Source organism: Desulfopila sp. IMCC35008, from assembly GCF_010646885.2.
GTDB lineage: Bacteria > Desulfobacterota > Desulfobulbia > Desulfobulbales > Desulfocapsaceae > Desulfopila.
On record NZ_CP050700.1, the window covers coordinates 4,652,020 to 4,674,799 of the forward strand.

Annotated in this window: 21 protein-coding genes; 9 read left to right on the forward strand and 12 right to left on the reverse strand. The window is 49.9% G+C overall.

Annotated elements, in window-relative coordinates:
- Nucleotides 1–359 precede the first annotated feature (359 nt).
- From GA520_RS20070 to GA520_RS20090, 5 genes are all read left to right on the forward strand, one after another.
- Nucleotides 360–1,271 (forward strand): TIGR01212 family radical SAM protein, encoded by a 912-nt coding sequence (locus GA520_RS20070; RefSeq protein WP_163337369.1) that lies wholly within the window; start codon nt 360–362, stop codon nt 1,269–1,271.
- 119 nt (nt 1,272–1,390) lie between these two features.
- Nucleotides 1,391–1,594: a helix-turn-helix domain-containing protein gene (locus GA520_RS20075; protein ID WP_163337370.1), complete on the forward strand. Its 204-nt coding sequence runs from the start codon at nt 1,391–1,393 to the stop codon at nt 1,592–1,594.
- The gene (locus GA520_RS20080) at nt 1,579–2,211 is read left to right on the forward strand and encodes a TetR/AcrR family transcriptional regulator (RefSeq protein ID WP_163337371.1); all 633 of its coding nucleotides are present in this window, start codon (nt 1,579–1,581) and stop codon (nt 2,209–2,211) included. Before GA520_RS20075 ends, GA520_RS20080 begins: the two co-directional genes overlap by 16 nt.
- A 39-nt stretch (nt 2,212–2,250) precedes the next feature.
- On the forward strand, nt 2,251–3,219 hold the full coding sequence (locus tag GA520_RS20085) for a DUF2860 family protein (protein WP_163337372.1): 969 nt from the start codon (nt 2,251–2,253) through the stop codon (nt 3,217–3,219).
- A gap of 19 nt (nt 3,220–3,238) precedes the next feature.
- On the forward strand, nt 3,239–3,796 hold the full coding sequence (locus GA520_RS20090; protein ID WP_163337373.1) for a DJ-1 family glyoxalase III: 558 nt from the start codon (nt 3,239–3,241) through the stop codon (nt 3,794–3,796).
- Between the two features lie 52 nt (nt 3,797–3,848).
- Here GA520_RS20090 and GA520_RS20095 read toward each other — a convergent pair whose 3' ends face one another.
- From GA520_RS20095 to GA520_RS20150, 12 genes are all read right to left on the reverse strand, one after another.
- Nucleotides 3,849–4,538, reverse strand: a complete 690-nt coding sequence (locus tag GA520_RS20095; RefSeq protein WP_163337374.1) for a GDSL-type esterase/lipase family protein — start codon at nt 4,536–4,538, stop codon at nt 3,849–3,851.
- 121 nt (nt 4,539–4,659) lie between these two features.
- Nucleotides 4,660–5,286 (reverse strand): LysE family translocator, encoded by a 627-nt coding sequence (locus GA520_RS20100; RefSeq protein ID WP_163337375.1) that lies wholly within the window; start codon nt 5,284–5,286, stop codon nt 4,660–4,662.
- A gap of 75 nt (nt 5,287–5,361) precedes the next feature.
- Complete coding sequence (locus tag GA520_RS20105; protein WP_163337376.1) at nt 5,362–7,251, reverse strand: transketolase C-terminal domain-containing protein; 1,890 nt, start codon at nt 7,249–7,251, stop codon at nt 5,362–5,364.
- Between the two features lie 111 nt (nt 7,252–7,362).
- The gene (locus GA520_RS20110; RefSeq protein ID WP_163337377.1) at nt 7,363–8,136 is read right to left on the reverse strand and encodes an IclR family transcriptional regulator; all 774 of its coding nucleotides are present in this window, start codon (nt 8,134–8,136) and stop codon (nt 7,363–7,365) included.
- 422 nt (nt 8,137–8,558) lie between these two features.
- Nucleotides 8,559–9,524 carry a dipeptide ABC transporter ATP-binding protein gene (locus GA520_RS20115; RefSeq protein WP_163337378.1) on the reverse strand — a complete coding sequence of 322 codons (966 nt, stop codon included), beginning with the start codon at nt 9,522–9,524 and terminating at the stop codon, nt 8,559–8,561.
- A gap of 3 nt (nt 9,525–9,527) precedes the next feature.
- Nucleotides 9,528–10,523 (reverse strand): ABC transporter ATP-binding protein, encoded by a 996-nt coding sequence (locus tag GA520_RS20120; protein ID WP_163337379.1) that lies wholly within the window; start codon nt 10,521–10,523, stop codon nt 9,528–9,530.
- A gap of 4 nt (nt 10,524–10,527) precedes the next feature.
- Nucleotides 10,528–11,439, reverse strand: a complete 912-nt coding sequence (locus GA520_RS20125) for an ABC transporter permease subunit (RefSeq protein ID WP_163337380.1) — start codon at nt 11,437–11,439, stop codon at nt 10,528–10,530.
- A gap of 2 nt (nt 11,440–11,441) precedes the next feature.
- The gene (locus GA520_RS20130) at nt 11,442–12,452 is read right to left on the reverse strand and encodes an ABC transporter permease subunit (RefSeq protein WP_163337381.1); all 1,011 of its coding nucleotides are present in this window, start codon (nt 12,450–12,452) and stop codon (nt 11,442–11,444) included.
- 108 nt (nt 12,453–12,560) lie between these two features.
- The gene (locus GA520_RS20135) at nt 12,561–14,159 is read right to left on the reverse strand and encodes an ABC transporter substrate-binding protein (protein WP_163337382.1); all 1,599 of its coding nucleotides are present in this window, start codon (nt 14,157–14,159) and stop codon (nt 12,561–12,563) included.
- Between the two features lie 301 nt (nt 14,160–14,460).
- On the reverse strand, nt 14,461–15,777 hold the full coding sequence (locus tag GA520_RS20140; RefSeq protein WP_163337383.1) for a uracil-xanthine permease family protein: 1,317 nt from the start codon (nt 15,775–15,777) through the stop codon (nt 14,461–14,463).
- Nucleotides 15,778–15,901: 124 nt separating this feature from the next.
- Entirely contained in the window at nt 15,902–16,528 is a 627-nt protein-coding gene (upp, locus tag GA520_RS20145) for a uracil phosphoribosyltransferase (protein ID WP_163337384.1), read from the reverse strand.
- 236 nt (nt 16,529–16,764) lie between these two features.
- The gene (locus tag GA520_RS20150) at nt 16,765–17,667 is read right to left on the reverse strand and encodes a DMT family transporter (protein ID WP_163337385.1); all 903 of its coding nucleotides are present in this window, start codon (nt 17,665–17,667) and stop codon (nt 16,765–16,767) included.
- Between the two features lie 293 nt (nt 17,668–17,960).
- Here GA520_RS20150 and GA520_RS20155 point away from each other — a divergent pair, with 293 nt between their 5' ends.
- The 4 genes from GA520_RS20155 to GA520_RS20170 all read left to right on the forward strand — a co-directional run bounded on the left by GA520_RS20155 (nt 17,961) and on the right by GA520_RS20170 (nt 22,753).
- Nucleotides 17,961–18,728: a DeoR/GlpR family DNA-binding transcription regulator gene (locus GA520_RS20155; protein WP_163337386.1), complete on the forward strand. Its 768-nt coding sequence runs from the start codon at nt 17,961–17,963 to the stop codon at nt 18,726–18,728.
- A 313-nt stretch (nt 18,729–19,041) separates the two neighbouring features.
- Nucleotides 19,042–20,541 carry a glycerol-3-phosphate dehydrogenase gene (glpD, locus tag GA520_RS20160; protein WP_163337387.1) on the forward strand — a complete coding sequence of 500 codons (1,500 nt, stop codon included), beginning with the start codon at nt 19,042–19,044 and terminating at the stop codon, nt 20,539–20,541.
- A 25-nt stretch (nt 20,542–20,566) separates the two neighbouring features.
- A complete protein-coding gene (locus GA520_RS20165; protein ID WP_163337388.1) occupies nt 20,567–21,655 on the forward strand; it encodes an ABC transporter ATP-binding protein in 1,089 nt (362 codons plus the stop codon).
- A 12-nt stretch (nt 21,656–21,667) separates the two neighbouring features.
- The gene (locus tag GA520_RS20170; protein WP_163337389.1) at nt 21,668–22,753 is read left to right on the forward strand and encodes an ABC transporter ATP-binding protein; all 1,086 of its coding nucleotides are present in this window, start codon (nt 21,668–21,670) and stop codon (nt 22,751–22,753) included.
- Nucleotides 22,754–22,780: the final 27 nt, after the last annotated feature.

The window sequence follows — 22,780 nt, forward strand, 5'->3', positions numbered from 1 at the left end:
GATCAATCTGATTGACAACATGGTTATTCATGAAATTTCGTCATACATCTGTGTATCTCCAAAAAGAGTATAGGAAAAACAACACCCTTGTCAATCATCATCATGATTGTAGTTTATTTTAAATATTATTTATCTAATTTTCATTTAATGGTCTGGGATTTCGTTCAGGATCAAGGCACATACGATCATCTTGCTGCATGCATTGAACTGATATTTCGAAACTAAATATACAGGTTCCGGAGCTGGGTCACGGCGAAGTTACAGTTTTGGGTTGGAAACTACTCGACGGAACAATCGACATTCTTTCCTTTCAGTGCTACATTCAGACCCTACTCAACAGAAGAAATATTCACCAAGACATGCAACCGACAATTCACACATTCAGCTCTCATTACCGGGAACAACACGGGGAACCGGTGGGCAAGATCCCCCTCGACATCGGTGTGACCTGTCCGAACAGGGAAGAAGGCGGTTGCATCTTTTGCCTTCCTGCAAGTTTCACCCCCGGTTATCTGGCCAGCAACGACGACATCAGTCTGCAGATCGAAAAAGGAAAGAAGAGAATTTTACGAAACAGGTTTCGTTTGTATTTTGCCTATTTTCAGCAGGAAACCTGCACGGCTGCATCACCGGCTATATTACTCGACCGGATAGGTACAGTACTCAAGGACAAGGATTGTGTTGGGCTCATTCTCTCAACGAGGCCCGACTCAATAGCAAACGAACTCCTGAAAGAGATCTCCGGGATTGTCCGTGAAAGTGGCAAGGACTGTCTTTGGGAACTCGGTTTACAGTCGGCCCATGATACAAGCCTGCAGTTTCTTAACCGCAATCACACCGTTGACGATTTCACTCGCTGTATCAAGAGGATCAGGGAATACAAGGTGTTTTCAACGGGAGCGCATCTTCTTTTCGGCATCCCTGGAGAAAACCGGCAAAATATGCTGGATACCCTGCAATTCGTGACTGATCTTGGCGTCCAACACCTTAAGCTTCATCATTTACAGGTGATTCACGACACCAGGCTGCACACCCTTTTCAAACGTGGCACCATTACCCTTTTCAGTAAGGAAAAGTACCTTGAATTCCTCCTTGAAGCCCTGCCACTTATTCCTCCAGACGTGGTTATTCACAGGTTGTGGACCTCTTCACACCCTGATCTGCTTGTTGCCCCTAAATGGAACATCCTGGCCACTCACCTCAGCCGTGAACTGCAGGAATTAATGAAAAACCGTAATATTTGGCAGGGCTCCACTTTTATCAAACAATGACATCCCCACCAACAGCTTGACAATATAAATAGAAATATAACAATTTTTGAATTGACCGACGGTCGGTCTTGCATTATCTTGCCTTCTCATGTCAAAGGGAGGATCCCGGGGAGAAAGGCATGATGAAAGAAATTGACAGCCCGAAGAATTCAAACCTGCGCTGTATCATAGTACAGACCGCAAGAGAGTTGTTCGACTCGCAAGGTTTCGATAATACAACCGTTCATGACCTGGTTGATCGGCTGGACATCAGCGACTCCTTATTTTGCGCATATTTTAAATCACTCGATGAACTACTAGAAATTGTATGGTCAGAATTGTAAAAGATCCAAAAGAGAGAAAGGAAGAGATCGTCGCAGCGGCAGGCGAACTCTTTTTTACCAAGGGGTATGACAACACCACCATGAAAGATGTGATGGTAAGGCTTAATATCGCTAAGGGGACCATTTACCATTATTTTGCCTCAAAAGACGAACTGCTCGAGGCGGTTATCGACAAGGTGGCCGAAGAAGAATGGCAAAGACTGCAGCTGATAGCCGAACAAACTGAAGGAACGGTTCTGGAAAGATTTAAACATCTGGTAATAGAAGGTTCCAAGAATAGCGGTGGTGACGGACATCACGACCTTATCGAACATCTGCACCAGACATCAAATGCAGGAATGCATATCCGCTTACTTGCCAAGATATTGACGATACAGGCTCCCCTTTATGCAGAGCTGATAGTGCAGGGTTCTGAGGAAGGAACATTTCAAACCGACTCCCCTCTCGAATGCGCCGAATTCATCCTGGCCGGAGTACAATTTCTCGTCGACCTTGGTGTCTATTCCTGGAGCCAGGAACAGCTGCAGAGAAGATGGAAGGCTTTCCCCGCCATTATAGAATCGCTCCTGCAGGCACCTCAGGGATCATTTTCCTTCCTCCATGAAATTGAACTTTAGAACAGATACCAACAACCCACAAGACCAACGAGAGCGAAAATGAAAACCAAAACATTAAAAATCATTACGGTAGCCGGGCTCCTGTTTCTTTTATCACCTGCTGTCGCCGAAGAACCCAGGGCAGTTACGGGAACAGTTGGCATTGGCGGCATCGTTATCGACAGTGCCAACAACCTGAATCCAAATGGCTCAGAAAGGCGCCTGGAAAGTCTTCAATCCGAACCGGACCGTGAAACAACGGGTATCGCTATAATCCTGCCGATGGCAACCTGGGATATCGGTCAAAAGGGTGGTGTAAAACTCTATTTCGAGACAGAACCACCTATAGATGAAGTTGGAGGGTTCGCCTTCACCCTTGGTGCAACAAATACTATAGAAGGCGTGGGGAATCTTGATACCGCAGCTTTTTTCACTCCCTTCGAAGAAGTCTGGGAAGATCCATATGTAACAGGAGTTGACCGGGTTGAGACAGACACCTCGAAATATGGGGTCAAGATCGGCCTGAACAGGATTATGGGCAGCGGCCTGCGCGTCAACCTCGTCTATATGAACGATGATGTGGACAACGATGTAATAGGCAGAAGCACACCGGAACTGGCCAGGGACGGAGGTGTGTATTCACTCAATGTGAACTACTCGTACTACCCCTCTAAAACAGTTGAAATACGCCCCCGTGTCAGTATCCGCAAAGGGGATTACGACGGTAACGCCAACTCGTTTACGAAGTATAAAATAGAACTCGAAGCACGGCTCATGCTTGGCAAGGTAATGCTTATCCCTCGGGCCTATTACAGCTACTCAGAATATGATGAAGTACACCCCATTTTTAACAGGATACGGGAAACCGACGGTTACGGCATCAGCTTGATGACTAATTACATGGCCCCTTTCAACCTGCAGGACTGGTCCGTCATGGGCCTCTTGAGTTATAGCCGCGGGGAGAGTACTATTAACTTCTACGACACCGAGGCAATCACAGTCGGTGGCTTTCTCAACTACCACTTCTAACCCGGACAGGTAAAAAACCATGGAAAAGAAAATTCTCGTTCCCATTGCTGACGGTACTGAAATGATCGAGGCCCTGAGCATCGTCGATGTGTTCAGACGGGCCGGCGCCCACGTCGACCTTGCCTCCGTCGGCGAAAAAGTAACCACCTCATCCCATAACGTTCGAATTGAGGCGGATAAACTGATCGATGAATGTGTTGATGAAGAATATGACCTGGTAGCCATACCAGGCGGCATACCTGGCGCAGAAAACTTGAAAAACTGCGACACCCTCATAAAAATACTGCATAGGCAAAACAGTGCCAACAAGTTGTATGGTGCTATCTGCGCATCCCCAGCGGTCGTGCTTGAACCCCACGGATTACTCGAAGGCAAAAAAGCGACCTGCCATCCTCTTTTCGTTGCTGACCTCAGCAGCGATGAATGCAGCGGCATGAGCGTTGTGCTCGATCAAAACTGCGTTACCAGCCGTGGAGCAGGTACTGCTATCGACTTTTCTCTGGAATTGCTGGGTTTGGTCATGGGCGAGGAAAAGAAAAAGGAAGTTGCCAGGGGACTGGCGATGGACCCTGCCTGAGAAGCTCTAGTCATTGAAACCAGGGGGGGGACCCTCTGGTTTCATTGCCAGATCACCTTACAAGATAGGGAAAAATAATATTTGTCATCTTCACATACCCTGCTTCGCTGGGATGCAGTCCATCAAAGGTGAATTCAGATTTAAACAATCCATGATTGTCGATCAACTGGGAATGAAAATCCACATAGTCCGCATCATATTGGTCTGAAAGGATTTTCAACTTAGTATTGATCTGCACAATATCTTTCAGGGAATGATTATGTATATACTTCCCCCTGACCGGCAATAAACTGCAAAGGATCAAACTGACATCCCGGTTTGAAGCCATATCCGCCATGATCTGAATATTTTTCACTATTGCTTCAACGGATTGGCCGCTACCCAGATCATTTATGCCAATGAGCATGACAAGCAGCCTGGGGTTTAACGACAACACATCCTGTTGAAAACGGTCGAACGCTTTTGAGGCAAATTCACCATAGACCCCTTTATTGACAATGGGCAGCAGGCCAAAAGATGGTGCCATACGCCACAAACCAATTTGTGAATCGCCAAAGAAAACTATCAGATTATCTTTATAGATCTTTTCCCGGGATAGAGTTTGTTCCCAACGCTCATTATCAATGGATGCATGTACCCTTTTTCTGTAGCGGTATATTTTCCAAATAGCAAGAGCAAGCCCGGTTGTCATGACAACAAAAGAAACAAAAGTTACTGCATAAATGATAGTACTGTTCTCCATATAAATCGTTTCCTGCCGTTCAAATCAGTCAGGATGAAACCGACGAACCTACCTGGTGCCCAACCGAAAAATATCGAGGGTAAAACTTCTGTTGCAACACTCGTTTTTTTGTCCCCTCGCCTTATCTTTGTGACATAACCAGTTTCAGCGCAAGGGTCGCAAATACAGTTCCGGCAAGACAGTTCAGGACTTTACTGGCTTTCTCGGATTTAGCCAGAATCTCTCCAAATGTTCCGGCAAGCATGCTGATAGCCCCGAAAATCAGGACAGCTGAAACAATAAATATCAACCCGAGTGCCAGCATCTGGGGAATTATGGGTCCATTGGCCGGATCAACAAACTGGGGCAGGAAGGCAAGGAAGAATATAGATACTTTCGGGTTGGTCACATTCATTATCACTCCACGCCTGTAGAGTTGTCCCATGCTCAACCTGTTAACTTTCGAGCTGCTTCCCGCTTCACCTCCCGCCTTAAAGGACATCCAGGCGAGATAAAGAAGATACGCGGCACCTATATATTTGAGAACAGTAAAGGCCACAATCGAGCTCTGAAAAATGGCGGCAACCCCAAAACTGACAGCTGCTGTATGTACTATGACTCCTGTGCAAAGACCTGCAGTAACAACCAGCCCAGCGCGGCTGCCATGCTGAGCGGACTGAGCCAACACAAAGAGGTTATCAGGGCCGGGAGCAAGGGCAAGCAGGATTGATGTTGTGAAAAAGAGAATGACGACGTCAAGGGGCAACATAACGAATACTCCACCAAAAAAGGCGGCACGGAATCATCCGGGCCGCCTTATATCTCAAAAACAATAATTGAACCTTCAGCCAATCAGGGAACGTACCTTCGCTTTGATATCATCAGCGCCCATACCTTGGAAAGGAATCTGCTCACCCAGTCCACCCTGGCCAGGTTTGCTGGAACCCATCAAACCAAATTTCGGGGTAAAACCACGCTCGAGCAGCCAGGTACCAAAACGAACACCGAGACCGGTTTTGGAATTCTGGGTCTCAACGGTCAGGACAAAAGGTGAACCACCGATCCTGGCCATCATCTCCTCATCGACAACGTTTAAGGTCGGCTTATTGATGAGACCGACATCAATACCCTCGGCTTTCAGCTGTTCGACAACATCAAGACAACGATAGAGCATCTCACCGTAACTTACGATATAGCCGGCCGTCCCTTCACGAACGACTTCATCCTTGCCGGGAATAAAGGTGTATCCGCCTTCAAACATCTTCTCACCATCGGTTCCAAGAATCCATGGTGTGGCAGAACGAGTTGAATACACAAAGCGCAATCCCTGATCATTGAAAACAGTGTGCAGGATCGCCCTGAGTTGAGCCGTATCGGCAGGGAAATAGAGTCGGGTATCGTCTCCTTCGGCCAGGGCATTATCGGCAAAGAAATTATTGATACCAAAATGGCAAGTATTGTCCGCCATATCATCGACACCGGAGTGCGAGAAATGCGCAATAACATTAGCCTTATTGAGGCGGGCCATGGTCACTTCAGAGATCACCATCTCCTGAAAGGCGGCAAATGTACCAAAAATACCCTGACGACCGGGCTCAGAACCAAATCCCGCTGCAACAGAGTAATTATTGCGCTCCATTATTCCGGCAGTCACGTATACTTCCGGATGATTCTTACGGATGTGATGCAGGCCGCAGGAACCTTCCAGGTCGGAGTCAACCACCAGGACCTTTTTCTCCTTCTCCTGCATTCCATCAAGAATGTCACAGACCACCTTGCCAAAATCGTCACGGCATTTCCCCATCTCCGGAGTGGACCCCAGGTAGGTCGGTTTGGTTTTCTCGACCTTGAAGGTTTCCAGCACTTCTACCGCCTCTTTGTAGCCTTTGTCTTTTAAGTAAGAGACAGCCAGGTCCACCGGAATAACGTCATGTCCTTTGGGCAGTCCTTCGATTCCGGGAACACCTATAGCCATCTTACGGCGGTTCACAAGTGCAACAGGTCCATCAGCAGCAAACGCCTTTTGTATCCTGCCAAAGAGTTCATCAAGGTTTTCTCCATCGCCGCTGTTGGTGGGAATCGCATGTCCCTCAAGGGTTTTCACCAGATCATACCCTTTCATATACTCAGTCGGATGTCCGGCGATAGTGACATCATTGTCGTCAAGAAGGAGCTTCACATTAAGATTTCTGGCCGCTGCATAACGGGCAGCTTCGGAATCGTCACCCTCCATCTGGGAACCGTCGGAGCCAAACATGACTACAATTTTCTCCCGATCCGCTTCGGCAACACCATTAACATAACTCCACATGTGACCGAGCCGGCCGGATGAGAAAAACACCCCTGCCTCATCTTCGCGCTCCGGATGCCCGTAGTAGCCTTTGCCGAATTCACGGTAATGAAGCAGAGAGTCTTCCTGCTGGTAACCGTTCAGGACAGCCATCATATACTGGATGGCAACCCGATGCCCTGCCTCATCGAAATAGACCGGATGAACCTTTTCACTCCCCTTCATGAAACCGTCCGCAATCAGCAACTCCGGTACGATATCGTAGGCACCACCGGTATGTCCGCCAAGTCCTTTGACGTTGGCCAGCGCCGTAAAAAATACCAGGCTGTCTCGTACAATCCTGATGTTTTCCTGTAAGGTGTCGCGTTGTTCTTCACTCATCTGCGACTGGTTGAGTTCAAACTTCAGCGGGGTGTAACCGCTCAGATCAATTGGGAATTGCATTTTTTCCTCCGGAAAATTGTGCAGGTATTATGTAGTTACTACAAATAATAAGGGTATCGTCCCTACGGGATACCGATACCCTCTCATATCAATTAAATAATTTTGAGACTATTATAGCTTTTCGGGTGCACCAAGTCTGTGGGAAAGCTCCTGGGCCATGTCGATTACCTTATTGGTAATGCCAAGCATCTGCTCATAGGAGTCAAGATCGGTGAGGGTTGAAACACTTAAGGCCGCACACACCTTACCCGCATTGTCCCGAACCGGAGCCGCAACACAGCGAACCATTTTCCAGTTTTCCTCATCATCAGTTGCCCAGCCGCGTTTCCGTACCTCTTCGAGGCTTGTCTTCACATCTTCAGGATTAACACGGGTATTGGGAGTCAGTTTTACTAAATCAACCTTTTTGAGGATGCTATCGATATCGCGATCATTCTTCCATGCAAGGAGGACCTTACCCATGGCAGTTGAATGAACTCCCACACGTTTTCCAGCCCAGGTGTCAATAGATATCGATCCGTGGACATTTTCCTTGAGGAGATAAATAACCTCCGAACCATCCAGAATACCCAGATGAACCGTACGTTCCGTGGCCGTGGAGAGCTGTTTGACAAGCGGTCGGGCCTCCGTGGTAAGATCTATCTGGCCCGCAGCCTTCGAGCCAAGTTCAATCAATCGCAGGCCCAGGGTGTATTTGGCACTATCACCTATTTCCCGGATAAAACCGAGGGATTCCAGAGTAGAAATCGTCTTGTAAGTACTGCTCTTGGGATGCCCCAAGGTTGTGTGAATCTCTGTAAACGAAGCCTCGCCTCGCTGCAGGAGGAGTTCCAGGATCTCGTTTGCTTTAATAAGTGCCGAAACGGCATAAAATTTCTTTGGCATAACTCACATCATCATTATTGCTTTGAATGTTCCACGGATACCGATAGTGACATCTGCGGTTTCCCCCTTCAGTTGAGGCAGTTCAGCCCTACCCGATCAAGAGAGACACATATCGACGTGCCCTCTCACTCACTATTACTGAATGTAAGCCACCAGAATGGATGCGAACAACCCTGCAGGAGGAGTATAACGGTTTCAGCTAAGAAACCATGGGTAGAAAATGCTCAATCTTATAGTGGTTGTCAATATAAATCCGACCATTTTTTACGATACGACGCACTTTTCCGGTGAAACGCCCCGGGCCGAAAAGAGAGAAGTCGAAGTTAAAAGAAGGTTACTTTGTGTTTAACCCACATTTCCCATACCTCTTATTCCTATTTACTGTATGGGAAATGTGGAAAAAAGTGATTCGGCTCCGGTTGCTATTGAGCAACATGACAAGCAACATGGCTCTCGCCTATGAGGCGAATCATCGGCGAAGTCTGCTTACAGGTATCTATAACCCAGGGGCAACGCGGATGAAAAGTGCAGCCGGAAGGAGGATTCATCGGGGAGGGAAGTTCTCCACGCAGGACGATACGCTGTTTTTCCTTAAAGGGATCGGCCACCGGTGTGGCAGAGAGCAGCGCCTGGGTATATGGGTGCCTCGGGGTGCTGAAGAGGGTATCCCTGCTTCCGGACTCAACCGGCACACCCAAATACATAACCATAACCTCATCGGCAATATGGTGGACGACCGAGAGGTCGTGGCTGATAAAAAGATAGGCCAGGTTCAGCCGCTCCTGCAGTTCGGCCAGGAGGTTGAGAATCTGGGCCTGAATGGAGACATCGAGTGCAGACACAGGCTCGTCGAGCACCAGTATTTCAGGCTCCAGCATAAGTGCACGGGCAACTGCAATACGCTGACGCTGACCACCTGAAAACATGTGCGGATAACGGTCGTAATGCTCAGGACGCAGTCCCACCAGATCAAGTATGTCCCTGGCCGCTTTTTCCCTCTCGGCCTTTGACTGGTCGGTATTCACCAGTAGCGGCTCTTCCAGGGCATGGCCAATTTTCTGCCGTGGATTAAGGGACCCATACGGATCCTGAAAAACAATCTGCACCTTGGAATGAAATTGCCTGCGGATATTGTGATCCGTGGTAGACAGATCCTGTCCCTTAATTTTCAGCAGGCCGGAGGTTGGCTCCTCAATCAATGTCACCAGGCGCGCTAAAGTTGACTTGCCGCAACCGGATTCACCAACCACCGCAAGTGTCTTCCCTTTTTCGAGAGTAAAGGTTGCACCATCAAGCGCCTTTACCACCGCCGGGGATTTAAAGGTGCCGCGGCTCACCTCATAGTGGCGGGTCAAATCTTCTGCTTCGAGTACAATTTCTGGCTTCATCTGTTACACCTCCTGATCCTCGGGATATCCGGTTGGCCTTCCTTGCAGTAAAGGATAGTGGCAGAGAGCCCTGCCCATATCCATGGAGGCGGGACGTGGCTCTATATCCCTGCACCGGGAAGTCGCAAACTTGCATCGAGGGGAAAAAAGACATCCATCGGGCCGGTCAAACTGCCCTGGAACAACACCTGGAATAGAGGGTAACAGGCGCGATCCGGAACGCTCGGGAAGCGAAGCGAGCAATGCATCGGTGTACGGATGATGGGGATTGGTAAACAATCCTTTCACGTCCTGTTTTTCCACCTGCTGCCCCGCGTACTGGACTACGACCCGTTCCGCCGTCTCTGCCACAACACCCATATCGTGGGTAATAAGGATAAGCGCCATATCCTTTTCCTGCTGCAGTTTAAGGAGCAAATCAAGAATCTGGGCCTGGATTGTCACATCAAGTGCCGTTGTCGGCTCATCGGCGATAAGAAGCCGGGGATTGCAGCTGATGGCCATGGCAATCATGACCCTCTGGCTCATACCGCCGGAGAGCTGGTGAGGAAATGCGGATAAACGTTTTTTCGGCTCAGGAATGCCCACCAGCTCCAGCAATTCAAGTGCCCGCTGGTTCCGTTCTCGGCGTCCCATTCCCATATGCACCTTCAATGATTCCGTCAGCTGGAACCCGACGGTAAAGCAGGGATTGAGACTGGTCATCGGTTCCTGGAAAATCATGGTAATCTCGGAACCGATGATTGATCGGCGTTCCTTTTTACTCATGGTCAGCATGTCCCGGTTATCGAACCGGAGCACATCCGCAGTAATGGTGGCCGTCCATGGCAACAAACCCATAAGCGCCAGCATGGCAACCGATTTCCCGGATCCGGATTCACCCACTATGGAAACAATGTCAGCCGGTTCAACATTTAAGGTAACCCCGTCCACGGCCTTCAGCATTCCGCCCCCGGTCTGGAAGGTTACGCACAAATTATCAATTTCTAGTAATGACATCTTATTACGACCGTTTTAATTTCGGATCCAAGGCATCACGAAGCCCGTCGCCCATCAGGTTGATAGCCAGCACTGTCAACAATATCGAAATACCTGGGAAAGTCACCACCCACCAGGCTCGCAGGATAAATTCCCGGGCCTCGGCAAGCATCGTGCCCCACTCAGGAGTCGGAGGTTGTGCCCCCATACCCAGGAATCCAAGAGCTGCTGCATCGAGAATTGCTGTGGAAAAGCTCAGTGCGGCCTGAACAATCAGTGGGGCCATACAGTTTGGCAGCACCGTCACAAACATGAGGCGTAATCGCCTCACCCCGATTACCTGTGCCGCCGTAACGTAATCTTTTGTCATTTCACCCATGACCGCCGCTCTGGTCAGTCGCACGTAATGTGGCTGCTGGACGATAGCGATGGCGATCATGGCATTGATAAGACTCGGCCCCAATAGAGCCACCAGCACCAATGCCAGCAACAGACTGGGAAAAGCGAGGACCACATCCATGAGTCGCATTATAATCGTATCGACCCGGCCACGAAAAAAACCAGCACAGAGACCGAGAAAGATACCGACGAAAAGGGAAACCGAGACCACGATGCAACCGATAAAGAGGGAGTATCTCGAGCCATGAATCAAACGTGACAACATATCCCGGCCCACGGCATCGGTACCGAGCAGGAATTTGGTCGATCCACCGTCCTGCCAGAACGGTGGTTGTAAAAAGGCATCCCGGAACTGCTCGTTCGGGGCATGGGGGGCAATGACATTGGCAAACACCGCAATCAGCACGATGAAGACAAAAAATACCAAACCAATGACCGCTCCCCTGTTTTCACTGAAATAGTACCAGAACTCGGTAAGCAGGGCCATACGGCCAGTCTGTCTGGTATCCATATCCTGAATGATTGATGCTTCTGACATATCTAATCCGTGTGTCGAATTTGTGGGTTGATCAGGCCGTACATCAGGTCGACCAGGAGATTGACAATCATTACGATCGCGGCAATAAGCAACAGGCCGCCCTGGACAGAGGGGTAATCGCGCCGGAAGATGGAATCAACCATCCACTTGCCGATTCCCGGCCAGGAAAAGATCGTCTCGGTCAGGATCGCACCGGCAAACAACACACCCACCTGCAGACCAATAACGGTAATTACCGGAATCATGGCGTTTCGCAGGGCGTGCAGACCGATAACGCGACCGGTACCGAGCCCCTTCGCCCTTGCGGTCCGGACATAATCCTCACTCAATACCTCAAGCATGGCGGACCTGGTCTGGCGGGCGATAACAGCAAGCGGAATCGTTGCCAGCACAACAGATGGCAGGATCAGGTGGGAAAGTGCGGACCTGAAAGCCCCCGCTTCACCGGACAGCAGGCTGTCGATCAACATGAATCCGGTAACCGGCTCAAAGAAATAGAGCAGGGAGATACGACCGGAAACCGGTGTCCACCCCAGGATACCTGAAAACAAAATGATAAGCAGAAGCCCCCACCAGAAGATCGGCATGGAATACCCTGTCAATGCCCCAGTCATCACCGTGTGATCAAAAACCGACCCCCGCCTCGTAGCCGCAATCATGCCTGCGGGAAGACCGAGAAACACAGCAATGATAATGGCGCAAAAAGAAAGCTCCATCGTTGCCGGGAAGAGAGTGAAAAACTCATCAACAACCGGTTTCTTTGTGATGATGGAATTGCCTAGATCGCCATGGAGAAGATCCACGACATAATCGCCGTATTGCTCCCATATGGGCCGATCAAAGCCAAACTGCTTCATCATCTCGGCGTGCCGTTCCTCAGACATGCCGCGCTCACCAGCCATCAGCAACACAGGGTCACCGGGCAGCATCCTGATAAAGGTGAACGCCACCAGCGTTACCCCAAAAAAAGTCGGCAGGAGTATGCCCAGTTTACGTAATAGATATGTCAGCATCGGAATTTACTTCGTTTCGGATGAGATCCAACTAGAGGATACATGTGAAAATACGTAAAAAGGCCGGATGACCTTATAAGGTCATCCGGCCTGAAGAGCCTGAGGCAATTACTTCAGGTCAACACCATAAAAGATATGGCCGCCGAAAGGATCGATTTTGTAATCGACAACTTCCTTGCGAACCGGCTCAAATACAACAGAGTGAGCGATGGTTCCCCAGGGAGCCTGCTCTTTGAAGACAACCTGTGCCTCTTCATAGAGCTTGGTGCGCTCTGCAGGATCGGAGGTCACTTTTGCTTTCTGGATCAGATCCTCAAACGGCTTGTAGCACCACTGGGCGCGGTTTGCACCACCAACGGCATCGCAACCAAGGAGAACTGCCAGGAAGTTATCTGGATCACCGTTATCACCGGTCCAACCGAGCAATACGGCACCATCGCGATTTTCGTCCTTGCTGCGCTTAAGGTACTCACCCCATTCGTAGGAAACAACATCAGCCTTGACGCCGACAGCTGCCCAGTCTGCCTGGATCAGTTCAGCCATACGACGGGCGTTCGGGTTGTACGGACGCTGTACAGGCATTGCCCAGATCTTGGTGGTCAAATCTTTTACACCCGCATCTTCCAACATCTTCTTGGCAGCTGCCGGATCGTAGGTGTCATCCTGTACTGCATCGTTATAAGACCAGATGGTTGGAGGAATCGGGTTTTTGGCAACTTTACCGGCACCCTGGAAAACGGCATCCAGGATAGCTTCCTTGTTGATCGCCTTATTCAACGCCTTCCGAACTTCAGGTTTGTCGAATGGAGCCATTTTGGTGTTGTAAGCCAGGTAGCCAACGTTGAGACCCTCTTTCTGCATCAGGTTGATTGCAGGATCTTTGGACATTGCTTCGAGATCTGCCGGATTCGGGTACGGCATAACGTGGCACTCACCAGCCTTCAGCTTCTGATAACGAACAGAAGGATCCGGGGTGATGGCAAAAACGAGGTTATCGATTGCTGCTTTTCCAGCCCAGTAATCGGGGTGAGCCTTGTAGCGGATAACAGCATCCTTCTGGTATGCAACCAACTGAAAAGGTCCGGTACCGACGATTTCCTGGTCAAATGCATCAGGAGTTCCTGCTTTCATCATCTGATCGGCATATTCTGCAGAAACGATAGATGCAAAATCCATAGCCAGGTTGGCCAGCATTGGGGCTTCCGGCTTGGTCAGGACAAACTGGACAGTGTAGTCGTCCACTTTCTTGATTTCCTTGATCAGAGAAGGCATCCCCATTCCGTCAAAATACTCGTAAGAGCCACCGGATATCTTATGGTATGGATGCTCTTTGTCATACTGACGCATGAAGCTGAACACAACGTCATCCGCATTGAAATCACGGCCCGGGGTGAACTTCTTGGTGGTATGGAACTTCACACCTTTTCTCAGGTGAAAGGTGTAGTTCATACCGTCCTCGGAAATATCCCAGCTTTCAGCCAGCCCGGGAATGATGGTGGTGGATCCGCGCTCGAATTCAACAAGCTTGTTGAACACCTGCCTTGAAGAAGCGTCAAAGGTTGTTCCGGCAGTATACAGTGAAGGGTTGAAACCTTCCGGACTACCTTCAGAGCAATAGACAAGTGTCTTCGCCTGGGCACCGAACGCAGTCATGGTCAACAGTGATACACCGCAGAACGCTGCAAACAGTTTTGATCGTCTACTCATGTGTGTCCTCTCCTCTAGATGGGTTTTGTACTTCTTTGCATTGCATGGTCATGGCCCCGAACATTTCAAACGGGTGTGACCCAGCCTGTATCCATAATTACAGCTTCAAACAAGAGCTATAATGTATATCACGTGCAGGTCAAGTAGATTGATAACTTTTTTTACTCTTAAAAAACATTTCACCGAGAACCGGTTTCGTATTTGAAAGCTTGTTTCTGCAATAATACAAAGAGATAGTTCCGTTCGGCAACTGGCGGGATCAGACCTGAGGTCTGATCCCGGATTTTAAAATTCAGTACTCCTACTCTTCCTCGGCAGGCAGAATCAGATTCAACAGCAACCCGAGGATACCGGCAAGACCGATTTTCTCGATCGCGAATCCACCCGCAGAAAACTTCATACCACCGATACCGCAAACCAGGATAACGGCAACGATAATGAGGTTTCTAGGTGTTGTCAGATCCTTACCAGACTTAACCAGAGTGTTGATGCCGACAACAGTAATCATACCAAATAACAGGATCATAATGCCACCCATCACCGGCGTCGGGATCGTTGCCAGCAGGGCACCGATCTTCCCGACAAATGAGAGCAGGATGGCAGTGAGCGCCGCCCAGGTCATGATGGCCGGATTAAAAGCCCTGGTCAGGGCCACAGCGCCACTCACCTCTGAATAGGTCGTGTTCGGGGGACCACCGAGCATGGAGGCAAGAGAGGTAGCCAAGCCATCACCCAATAAGGTGTTCTTGATACCCGGCTCTTCAATGTAATCTTTACCGGTAATCGAACTCACCGCCAGCACATCACCAAAGTGTTCAATTGCCGGGGCAATGGCCACCGGTACAATAAACAGAATAGCTTCCCACTTCCACTCAGGCATCACAAAGGCGGGCATGGCCAGCCATGCCTTGTCAGCAATAGGTGTCAGCGATATAAGCTGCGCACTGGTCCAGTTCGGCAATGCACCCGGATCAAACGAGGCCTGCAAAGCTGCGCTTATGCCGAACATGTCGAGACAAACCGATGTTACATATCCGGCAATAATACCGCAAAGAATAGGGATGAGTTTCAACCAGCCTCGTGCAAGAAGCGACACCACAACAGTGGTTACAAGAGAGACACCTGCTATAATAATAGCCGTTTTCTCCGGCACCAGCCAGCCCGATCCGTCGCCGGTTCGCCCCATTGCCATATGTACGGCAACAGGGGCCAGTACCAGGCCGATAACCATGATGACCGGTCCGGTAACAACAGGCGGCAGCAATCTGTGCAACACGCCGGAACCGAAAAAACGCACAAGAAAGCTCAGGATAATATAGAACACACCGGCAGCGGTAAGACCGCACATAGTGGCCGGGATTCCCCAGGTCTGTACCCCATATATTATAGGGGCGATAAAGGCAAACGAAGAGGCCAGGAAGACAGGAACCTTACCTTTCGTTACTACCTGGAAAACCAGGGTGCCGGCACCTGCGGTAAACAGGGCCACGTTCGGATCCAGGCCGGTCAGAATGGGGACCAGGACCAAAGCACCGAATGCCACAAACAACATCTGGGCCCCTAAAAGACAGTCACTGAACCGAAAGCTGTATTCGGTTCCGGATGCTCCGCTTGCCATAAACCTCTCCTCCTTTACAGATTGAACTCATGAAAGACATTCTGAAAACAGAATACTGACTATATCTGCCAGCTGTTTTCAGACAAAAAAAAAGTCATTACAGAATCTGTAATGACTTTGCTGGTTACTTTGTACCGAAGATCTTATCCCCGGCGTCTCCTAAGCCCGGTAAAATGTAGCCTACCTCATTGAGCTTCTCGTCTATCGCCGCCACGTATATCTCAACGTCCGGATGCAGGGCCGTCACTTTTTCTATACCCTCAGGTGCGGCTACAAGGAACAGCCCTTTAATCCTTTTGCAGCCCGATTTCTTCAGCGTCTCGATAGTGGCTATCAGCGTACCGCCGGTTGCCAGCATGGGGTCGAGGATGAGAGCGGTCCGCTCTTCCATCTCAGAGGTTGTCTTCACGTAATATTCAACAGGAAGCAGCGTCTCCTCATTGCGATAATAACCGACAACACTTACCTTGGCAGAGGGGATAAGATCGATAACCCCGTTCATCATCCCAAGTCCGGCCCTCAGGATCGGCACAATGGTAATTTTCTTCCCTTTGATCTCCTCAACCTCTACATCCCCGGCCCAACCCTGGATTGTTTTCTTCTGGGTCGGCAGATCCTTGGCAGCCTCATATGTCAGTAATCGAGCGACCTCGGATGAAAGATCCCGAAAATCCTTGGTAGAAATATCGTGCTGACGCATCAGTCCGAGTTTATGTTTGATGAGTGGATGATCCGCTACATTTACGGTCATAATTTTCTCCCCGAAATTGATTGTGTATGTGTCCCATGGAACAGGTGTCCATTCTGTGGGCACACGCCATCAGCAACTGCTTAAAATTGCAGAAAAAATGGTCAGAAACTGGAATTTTCACGTGTAATTGGACGGGTTATTCGCCCTTGTACGGCCCCCGAATATACCTGTCTTCTTATAAAAAAACAGGGGAAAAAAGCAAGGTTTTTCCTGTCTTCACAGGATGGAGTCATTGCTTACCCCAGAGTTCTCGGCTTACCAATCGGGCTTATCGGAACAAGCTCAACAGCCATAATTCCTGCCAGGATCAAAAGCCCGCCCGAAAGCTGAAAAAGAGTTACCCGCTCTCCCAAAATGAGAAAGCCGGCCAGCGCCGCAAAGATGGTTTCCGAGCTCAGGATGATTGCCGCATCTGCAGCCTGTGTATATCGCTGGCCAACAACTTGCAGTGTGAAGGCCATACCCACCGAGAAGACACCGACATAACCGATGCCAAACAGTGCCCCGCCAAAATCGGCAATCGACGGATTTTCGATAAAAAGCCCTAGTCCAAGCCCCAGAAGACCGCACACGAAAAACTGGAAGGTTGCAACCACCAGCGGCGCCCGTGTCCGTGAAGCGATATAACCAACCAAAAGGACATGGCCAGCCCAGAACAGGGTAGAACCAATGACCCAGAGATCGCCCATCTGCAGTTGCACATCATGGGCCCCGCTCATAATATAAGTGCCCATAAAACAACCAATGGAGGCGGGCCAGACAACCCAGTGCACCTTTCGCTTTAGCAGCAGCAGGCCGATGATCGGCACCATGGGTACATAAAGTGCGGTTAAAAAACCCGCATTTGTGACAGTGGTATGTAAAATGCCATATTGCTGCAGGCAGGCTGCGGTAAACAGGACAGAGCCGGTGAGAACAAGAAGTAACCAATCGGTGCTTTGAAAACGATATTCATTGGGATGGACACGACGGAACTGGCGCAGGGCAAAGGGGAGTACCACGAGTCCCCCCACCAGGAACCTCGCCCCGGTGAAACTGATGGTTCCCAGGTTACCCGTACCAGTCTGCTGGGCGACAAAAGCGCTGCCCCAGATCATGGCAGCCAGCAACAGTACCAGGTTTGCTCGAAGACGACTCATTGAATCCCCTTAAAATGTAACAATAATCAATCGCCTTTCTGACCAGTATGGTTTGGGGCGTTCATTGTGCGGTCGCCAGTATACATTCTCATATTTTTTTTACAAGACCAGACAAACTGAGAAAAAAGGACCTCCTGTTTCAGATGTTTCGGCATATCACTTCATGGAAAACGACCTTCACTCGAGCCGTATTACGGTTTCATTTGAAATTAAAATTGACATTGTTTCGAAATAACAACATAATGGTCTTCTCATAAAGATTTCTTATCTAATCCTTCAGAGGGAATGAAGTCATGGATCATCTTTCCACCAGACAGAACAAAATCCTGAGCTTAGCTCGGGAACAGGGGCGTGTTGATGTAGATGAATTGTCGCGTTCCTTCAAGGTTTCCCCACAGACCATCCGAAAAGACTTAAACGATCTTTGTGAAAAGCAGATCCTGCAAAGGATTCATGGCGGAGCTATTGTCGGCTCAGGTATCGAAAACGTCAGCTACGAGGCGCGACGCCTGCTGGCTCCGAAAAGCAAACAACTCATCGGTTCCACAGCCGCCCAGCTTATCCCGGACAACAGTTCGCTCCTCATAAATATAGGGACAACGACGGAACAGGTCGCCCATTCCCTGAAACAACACCATGGCCTGCTGGTTATCACCAATAATGTGAACGCTGTAGGTATAATGAAGAATTTCCTGGGTATAGAGCTCATCATAGCAGGTGGGCTCGTGCGCAGATCTGATGGTGGTATCGTTGGTGAGGCGGCGGTGGATTTTATCAATCAGTTTAAGGTGGACTACGCGGTCATCGGTGTCTCCGCCATTGATGAGGATGGCTCGCTGCTGGACTACGATTTCCGTGAGGTTCGTGTGGCCCAGGCGATCATCAAAAATGCCCGCCATGTCATTCTGGTGGCAGATGTTTTAAAACTTGAACGCAATGCACCGGTGCGCCTCGGCCATGTTTCACAAATCAACACCATAGTAACAGACGGTAAGATGCCCAGGAAACTCCGGGATGTTTGCCAGGACCATGGTGTCGAAATTGTAATAGCAAAACCCTGACCCAAGATCACAGAAAAAATTCATGACAAAACAGCATCCACATGGGAGCAGATCATGTTGACGATGCGCACTTTTTAACATGTCGTCAAAGGATACAGTAAAATTATTATTGATGCTTATTTTCACTTGATTGAATATTCATTTTCGATTAAGTATCAAATAGGCTTTGATTCGAAACCTAAAATTGTCAAAGACGAAACACTCTCAATAGCGAGAGTTCCATAGCCCGACAGGATGGATAGAACGCACAGGCAGCAGCTATCCATGAACGGTCAACACACCTGCCGGGCTCGAATCAGCGGAGGGATACGACGTGAAAGCTCCCGTTTATGATCTCGCCATTATCGGTGGCGGTATTAACGGTTGCGGCATTGCCAGAGATGCTGCAGGCCGTGGTCTTTCAGTGTTCCTTTGCGAACAGCATGATCTTGCAAGCGGCACATCTTCGGCTTCGACAAAACTCATCCACGGCGGACTTCGTTATCTCGAATATTACGAATTCCGTCTTGTCCGCGAAGCGCTCACTGAGCGGGAAGTCCTTCTAAAGGCTGCACCGCACATCATCTGGCCGTTGCGCTTTGTCCTCCCCCACCACAAAGGACTTCGTCCCGGCTGGCTGATCAGGATCGGCCTTTTTCTGTACGACCACCTTGGAGGCAGGAAACTGCTGCCGGGAACATCCGTCGTCAACCTTCGAACCGATGAGGCAGGCACATGCCTGAAAGGTGATTATACCAAGGGGTTTGAATACTCTGACTGCTGGGTTATGGATGCACGGCTGGTCGCATTGAATGCCATCGATGCCAAAAAGCGTGGAGCCGAAATCAGAACACGCTCCAAGTGCATCTCGGCCACGAGAGAAGGCAGTATTTGGAATATAGTCATAGAAGACAGCCTCACCGGTGAAACGGAGACAATTCACTCAAAAGTACTCGTTAATGCAAGTGGCCCCTGGCTCGACAACACCCTCTCGACCATCGAGCATAAAGAGAGCAAGGAACATATCAGGATGGTGAAGGGCAGTCACATCATTGTAAACAGACTGTTCGACCATCCCAGAGCTTATATATTTCAAAATGCGGACGGCAGAATTATTTTCGCCATCCCCTATGAAACAAAATTTACCCTGATCGGCACAACTGATGTGGACTTTTCCGGTGAACCGGGAGAGGTTGCCATCTCTGAGAACGAAATTGATTACCTCTGCGAGGCGGCAAGCGAATACTTCTCACCGGCGATAACAAAAGCTGATGTTGTCGCCAACTTTTCAGGGATTCGCCCGCTTTTTGATGATGGTAAGAGCGACGCCAAGGCGGCAACGCGCGACTATGTATTAAAACTCGACGAGAGTAACCGTGCCCCCCTGCTCTCTATCTACGGGGGCAAGATCACCACTTATAGAAAGCTTTCTGAATCGGTACTGGAGAAACTCAGTGACTTTCTCCCGAAGATGGGGGGCGAATGGACTGCCAACGCCCATCTGCCAGGAGGAGACTTTGACTGCACTGCTTTTGAGGATGAAGTAGAAGCGCTGCAGAAAAACCATCCACTCCTACCTGAAGGGCTTGCCACAAGATTGATACGACTCTATGGTACCGTTGCCCACGAAATGTGCACGGCTATCCGCTCAACCGATGATCTTGGTAAACATTTCGGCAGCGACCTGTATGAGTTTGAAGTACGCCACTTGATACAAAATGAATGGGCCCGAAGCGCTGAAGACATTCTCTGGCGCCGGACCTGTCTCGGCCTGACCGTTAGCGATGCAGAAGCTGCGTCACTGCAGGATTGGCTCGATCAGCAACAACCATAACCGCCCACACCAAAAAGGAGAAATAATGCAGCTTGAGTTACAAGACGTCTGCAGAAAGGTCGGGGACGAATTTCATATTCGTGACGTCTCCCTGACACTGGAGGCCGGAACCCTCAATATCCTGCTTGGACCGACACTATCAGGAAAAACATCCCTGATGCGGCTCATGATCGGATTAGATAAACCAACTTCCGGCAAGGTCCTGGTCGATGGCCAGGACGTCTCGGCCGTCCCGGTGCAAAAGCGCAATGCGGCAATGGTTTACCAGCAGTTCATTAACTACCCGAACCTGACCGTTTTTGAGAACATCGCCTCCCCGTTACGTATCGCGGGCAGGCCCAAGGGGGAGATTGAGGAGAGGGTAAGGGAAATAGCTGAATTGCTTAAACTCGTCCCGATGCTGGAACGCACTCCCCAGGAATTATCCGGCGGCCAGCAACAAAGGACAGCATTGGCCAGGGCCCTGGTAAAAGGTGCTGATCTGGTACTTCTTGATGAGCCGCTGGCCAATCTGGATTATAAACTGCGCGAAGAACTGCGTGAGGAGTTCCCGAAGATTTTTGCCGCCACCGGTGCTATTTTTGTTTACGCCACCACCGAACCATCCGAGGCGTTACTGCTCGGCGGCAAAACCGCCCCTCTGCATGAAGGGATGGTTACCCAGTTCGGACCGACCATAGATGTCTTCAAACGGCCGGAAAACCTCATTTCCGCCCAGATCTTTTCAGATCCGCCAATGAACCTGCTGCCGGTAACCAAGCTCAACAACACCATGCTGTTCAAGAGCCAGGTCAACGTCCCACTGATCGGCAAGCTGCCGGATCTGCCCGATGCAGATTACACCATCGCCTTCAGGCCGAACCACCTCTACCTGGAGCCGCCGCCAAGCGGAGGCATCGGGGTAAAAGCGAAAGTGGCGGTAACCGAGATTACCGGTTCCGAGAGCTATATCCATGTAGATGTCGCCGGTTTGCGCTGGGTTGTCCTCGCCCCCGCCATCCGCAATATCGACATCGACACCACCATCGAAGTATTCCTGGACCCGTCGAAATTCTACGTTTTCGATAAAACCGACCAGCTTGTCGTCACCCCGGAATCCCTGGAAACAGCCTAAGAGGAACAGCACATGGCCAATATAACCTTAAAAGAAATCGCCCACTCCTATACCGGGGAGTCTGATAATCCGGAAGATTTTGCCCTGAAACGGCTGGATCTTACCTGGCGCGACGGTGGCGCCTACGCTCTACTCGGCTCTTCCGGCTGTGGCAAGACAACTCTATTGAATATCATCTCCGGCCTGCTCACCCCCACCAGGGGCCAGGTCCTGTTCAATGATCAAGACGTCACCGGGTTACCTCCCGAGCAGCGAAATATAGCTCAGATATTCCAGTTCCCCGTTATTTACGATACCATGACAGTGTTCGACAACCTGGCGTTCCCACTGAAAAACAGGGGCCGCTCTAAAAAGGAGATCGAGCCAAGAGTCGTTGAACTGGCAAAAATGCTTGGGTTAGAGAAAAACCTGCGCACCAAGGCCCAGCATCTCACAGCCGATGCCAAGCAGAAGATATCGCTTGGGCGCGGACTGATTCGGCAGAGTGTCAATGCCATCCTGTTTGATGAACCGCTCACCGTTATAGATCCCCAGCTGAAATGGGAATTGCGTTCCCAGCTCAAACACCTGCATAAACAATTCGGCTTTACCATGATTTATGTCACCCACGACCAGACCGAAGCGCTGACATTCGCCGACGAGGTTGTGGTCATGTATGAAGGCAAGATCGTACAGGTAGGAACGCCGGAGGTTCTCTTCGAAAGACCGGAGCACACCTTTGTCGGCTACTTTATTGGTTCACCGGGCATGAATGTGCTCGAGTGTGACCTGCAAGGCGATAAGGCCCTCATTCACAGCCACCCCATACAGCTCGACCAGGTCTACGCCCCCCCGGCATCAAAAAATGTCAAACTGGGCATCCGGCCCGAACATCTTTCACTGACAGCACCGGGTGGAGACGGACTGCAGGTCAAAATCCTGCGGGTGGATGACATTGGCCGCCACAAGGTGGTCCGTGTGGCCCTGAATGGCCACGAACTCAATGTCATTATGCCGGAGATGCAAGGGATGACGGCAGATCAGGCCACCCTGGTCGTCGCCCCCGAACACACCAATATATATGTTGATGAAAAGCGTGTGACAGGAGGTGCCAAGTGATTCAGAAACAGGAAAATCAAAAAGCAT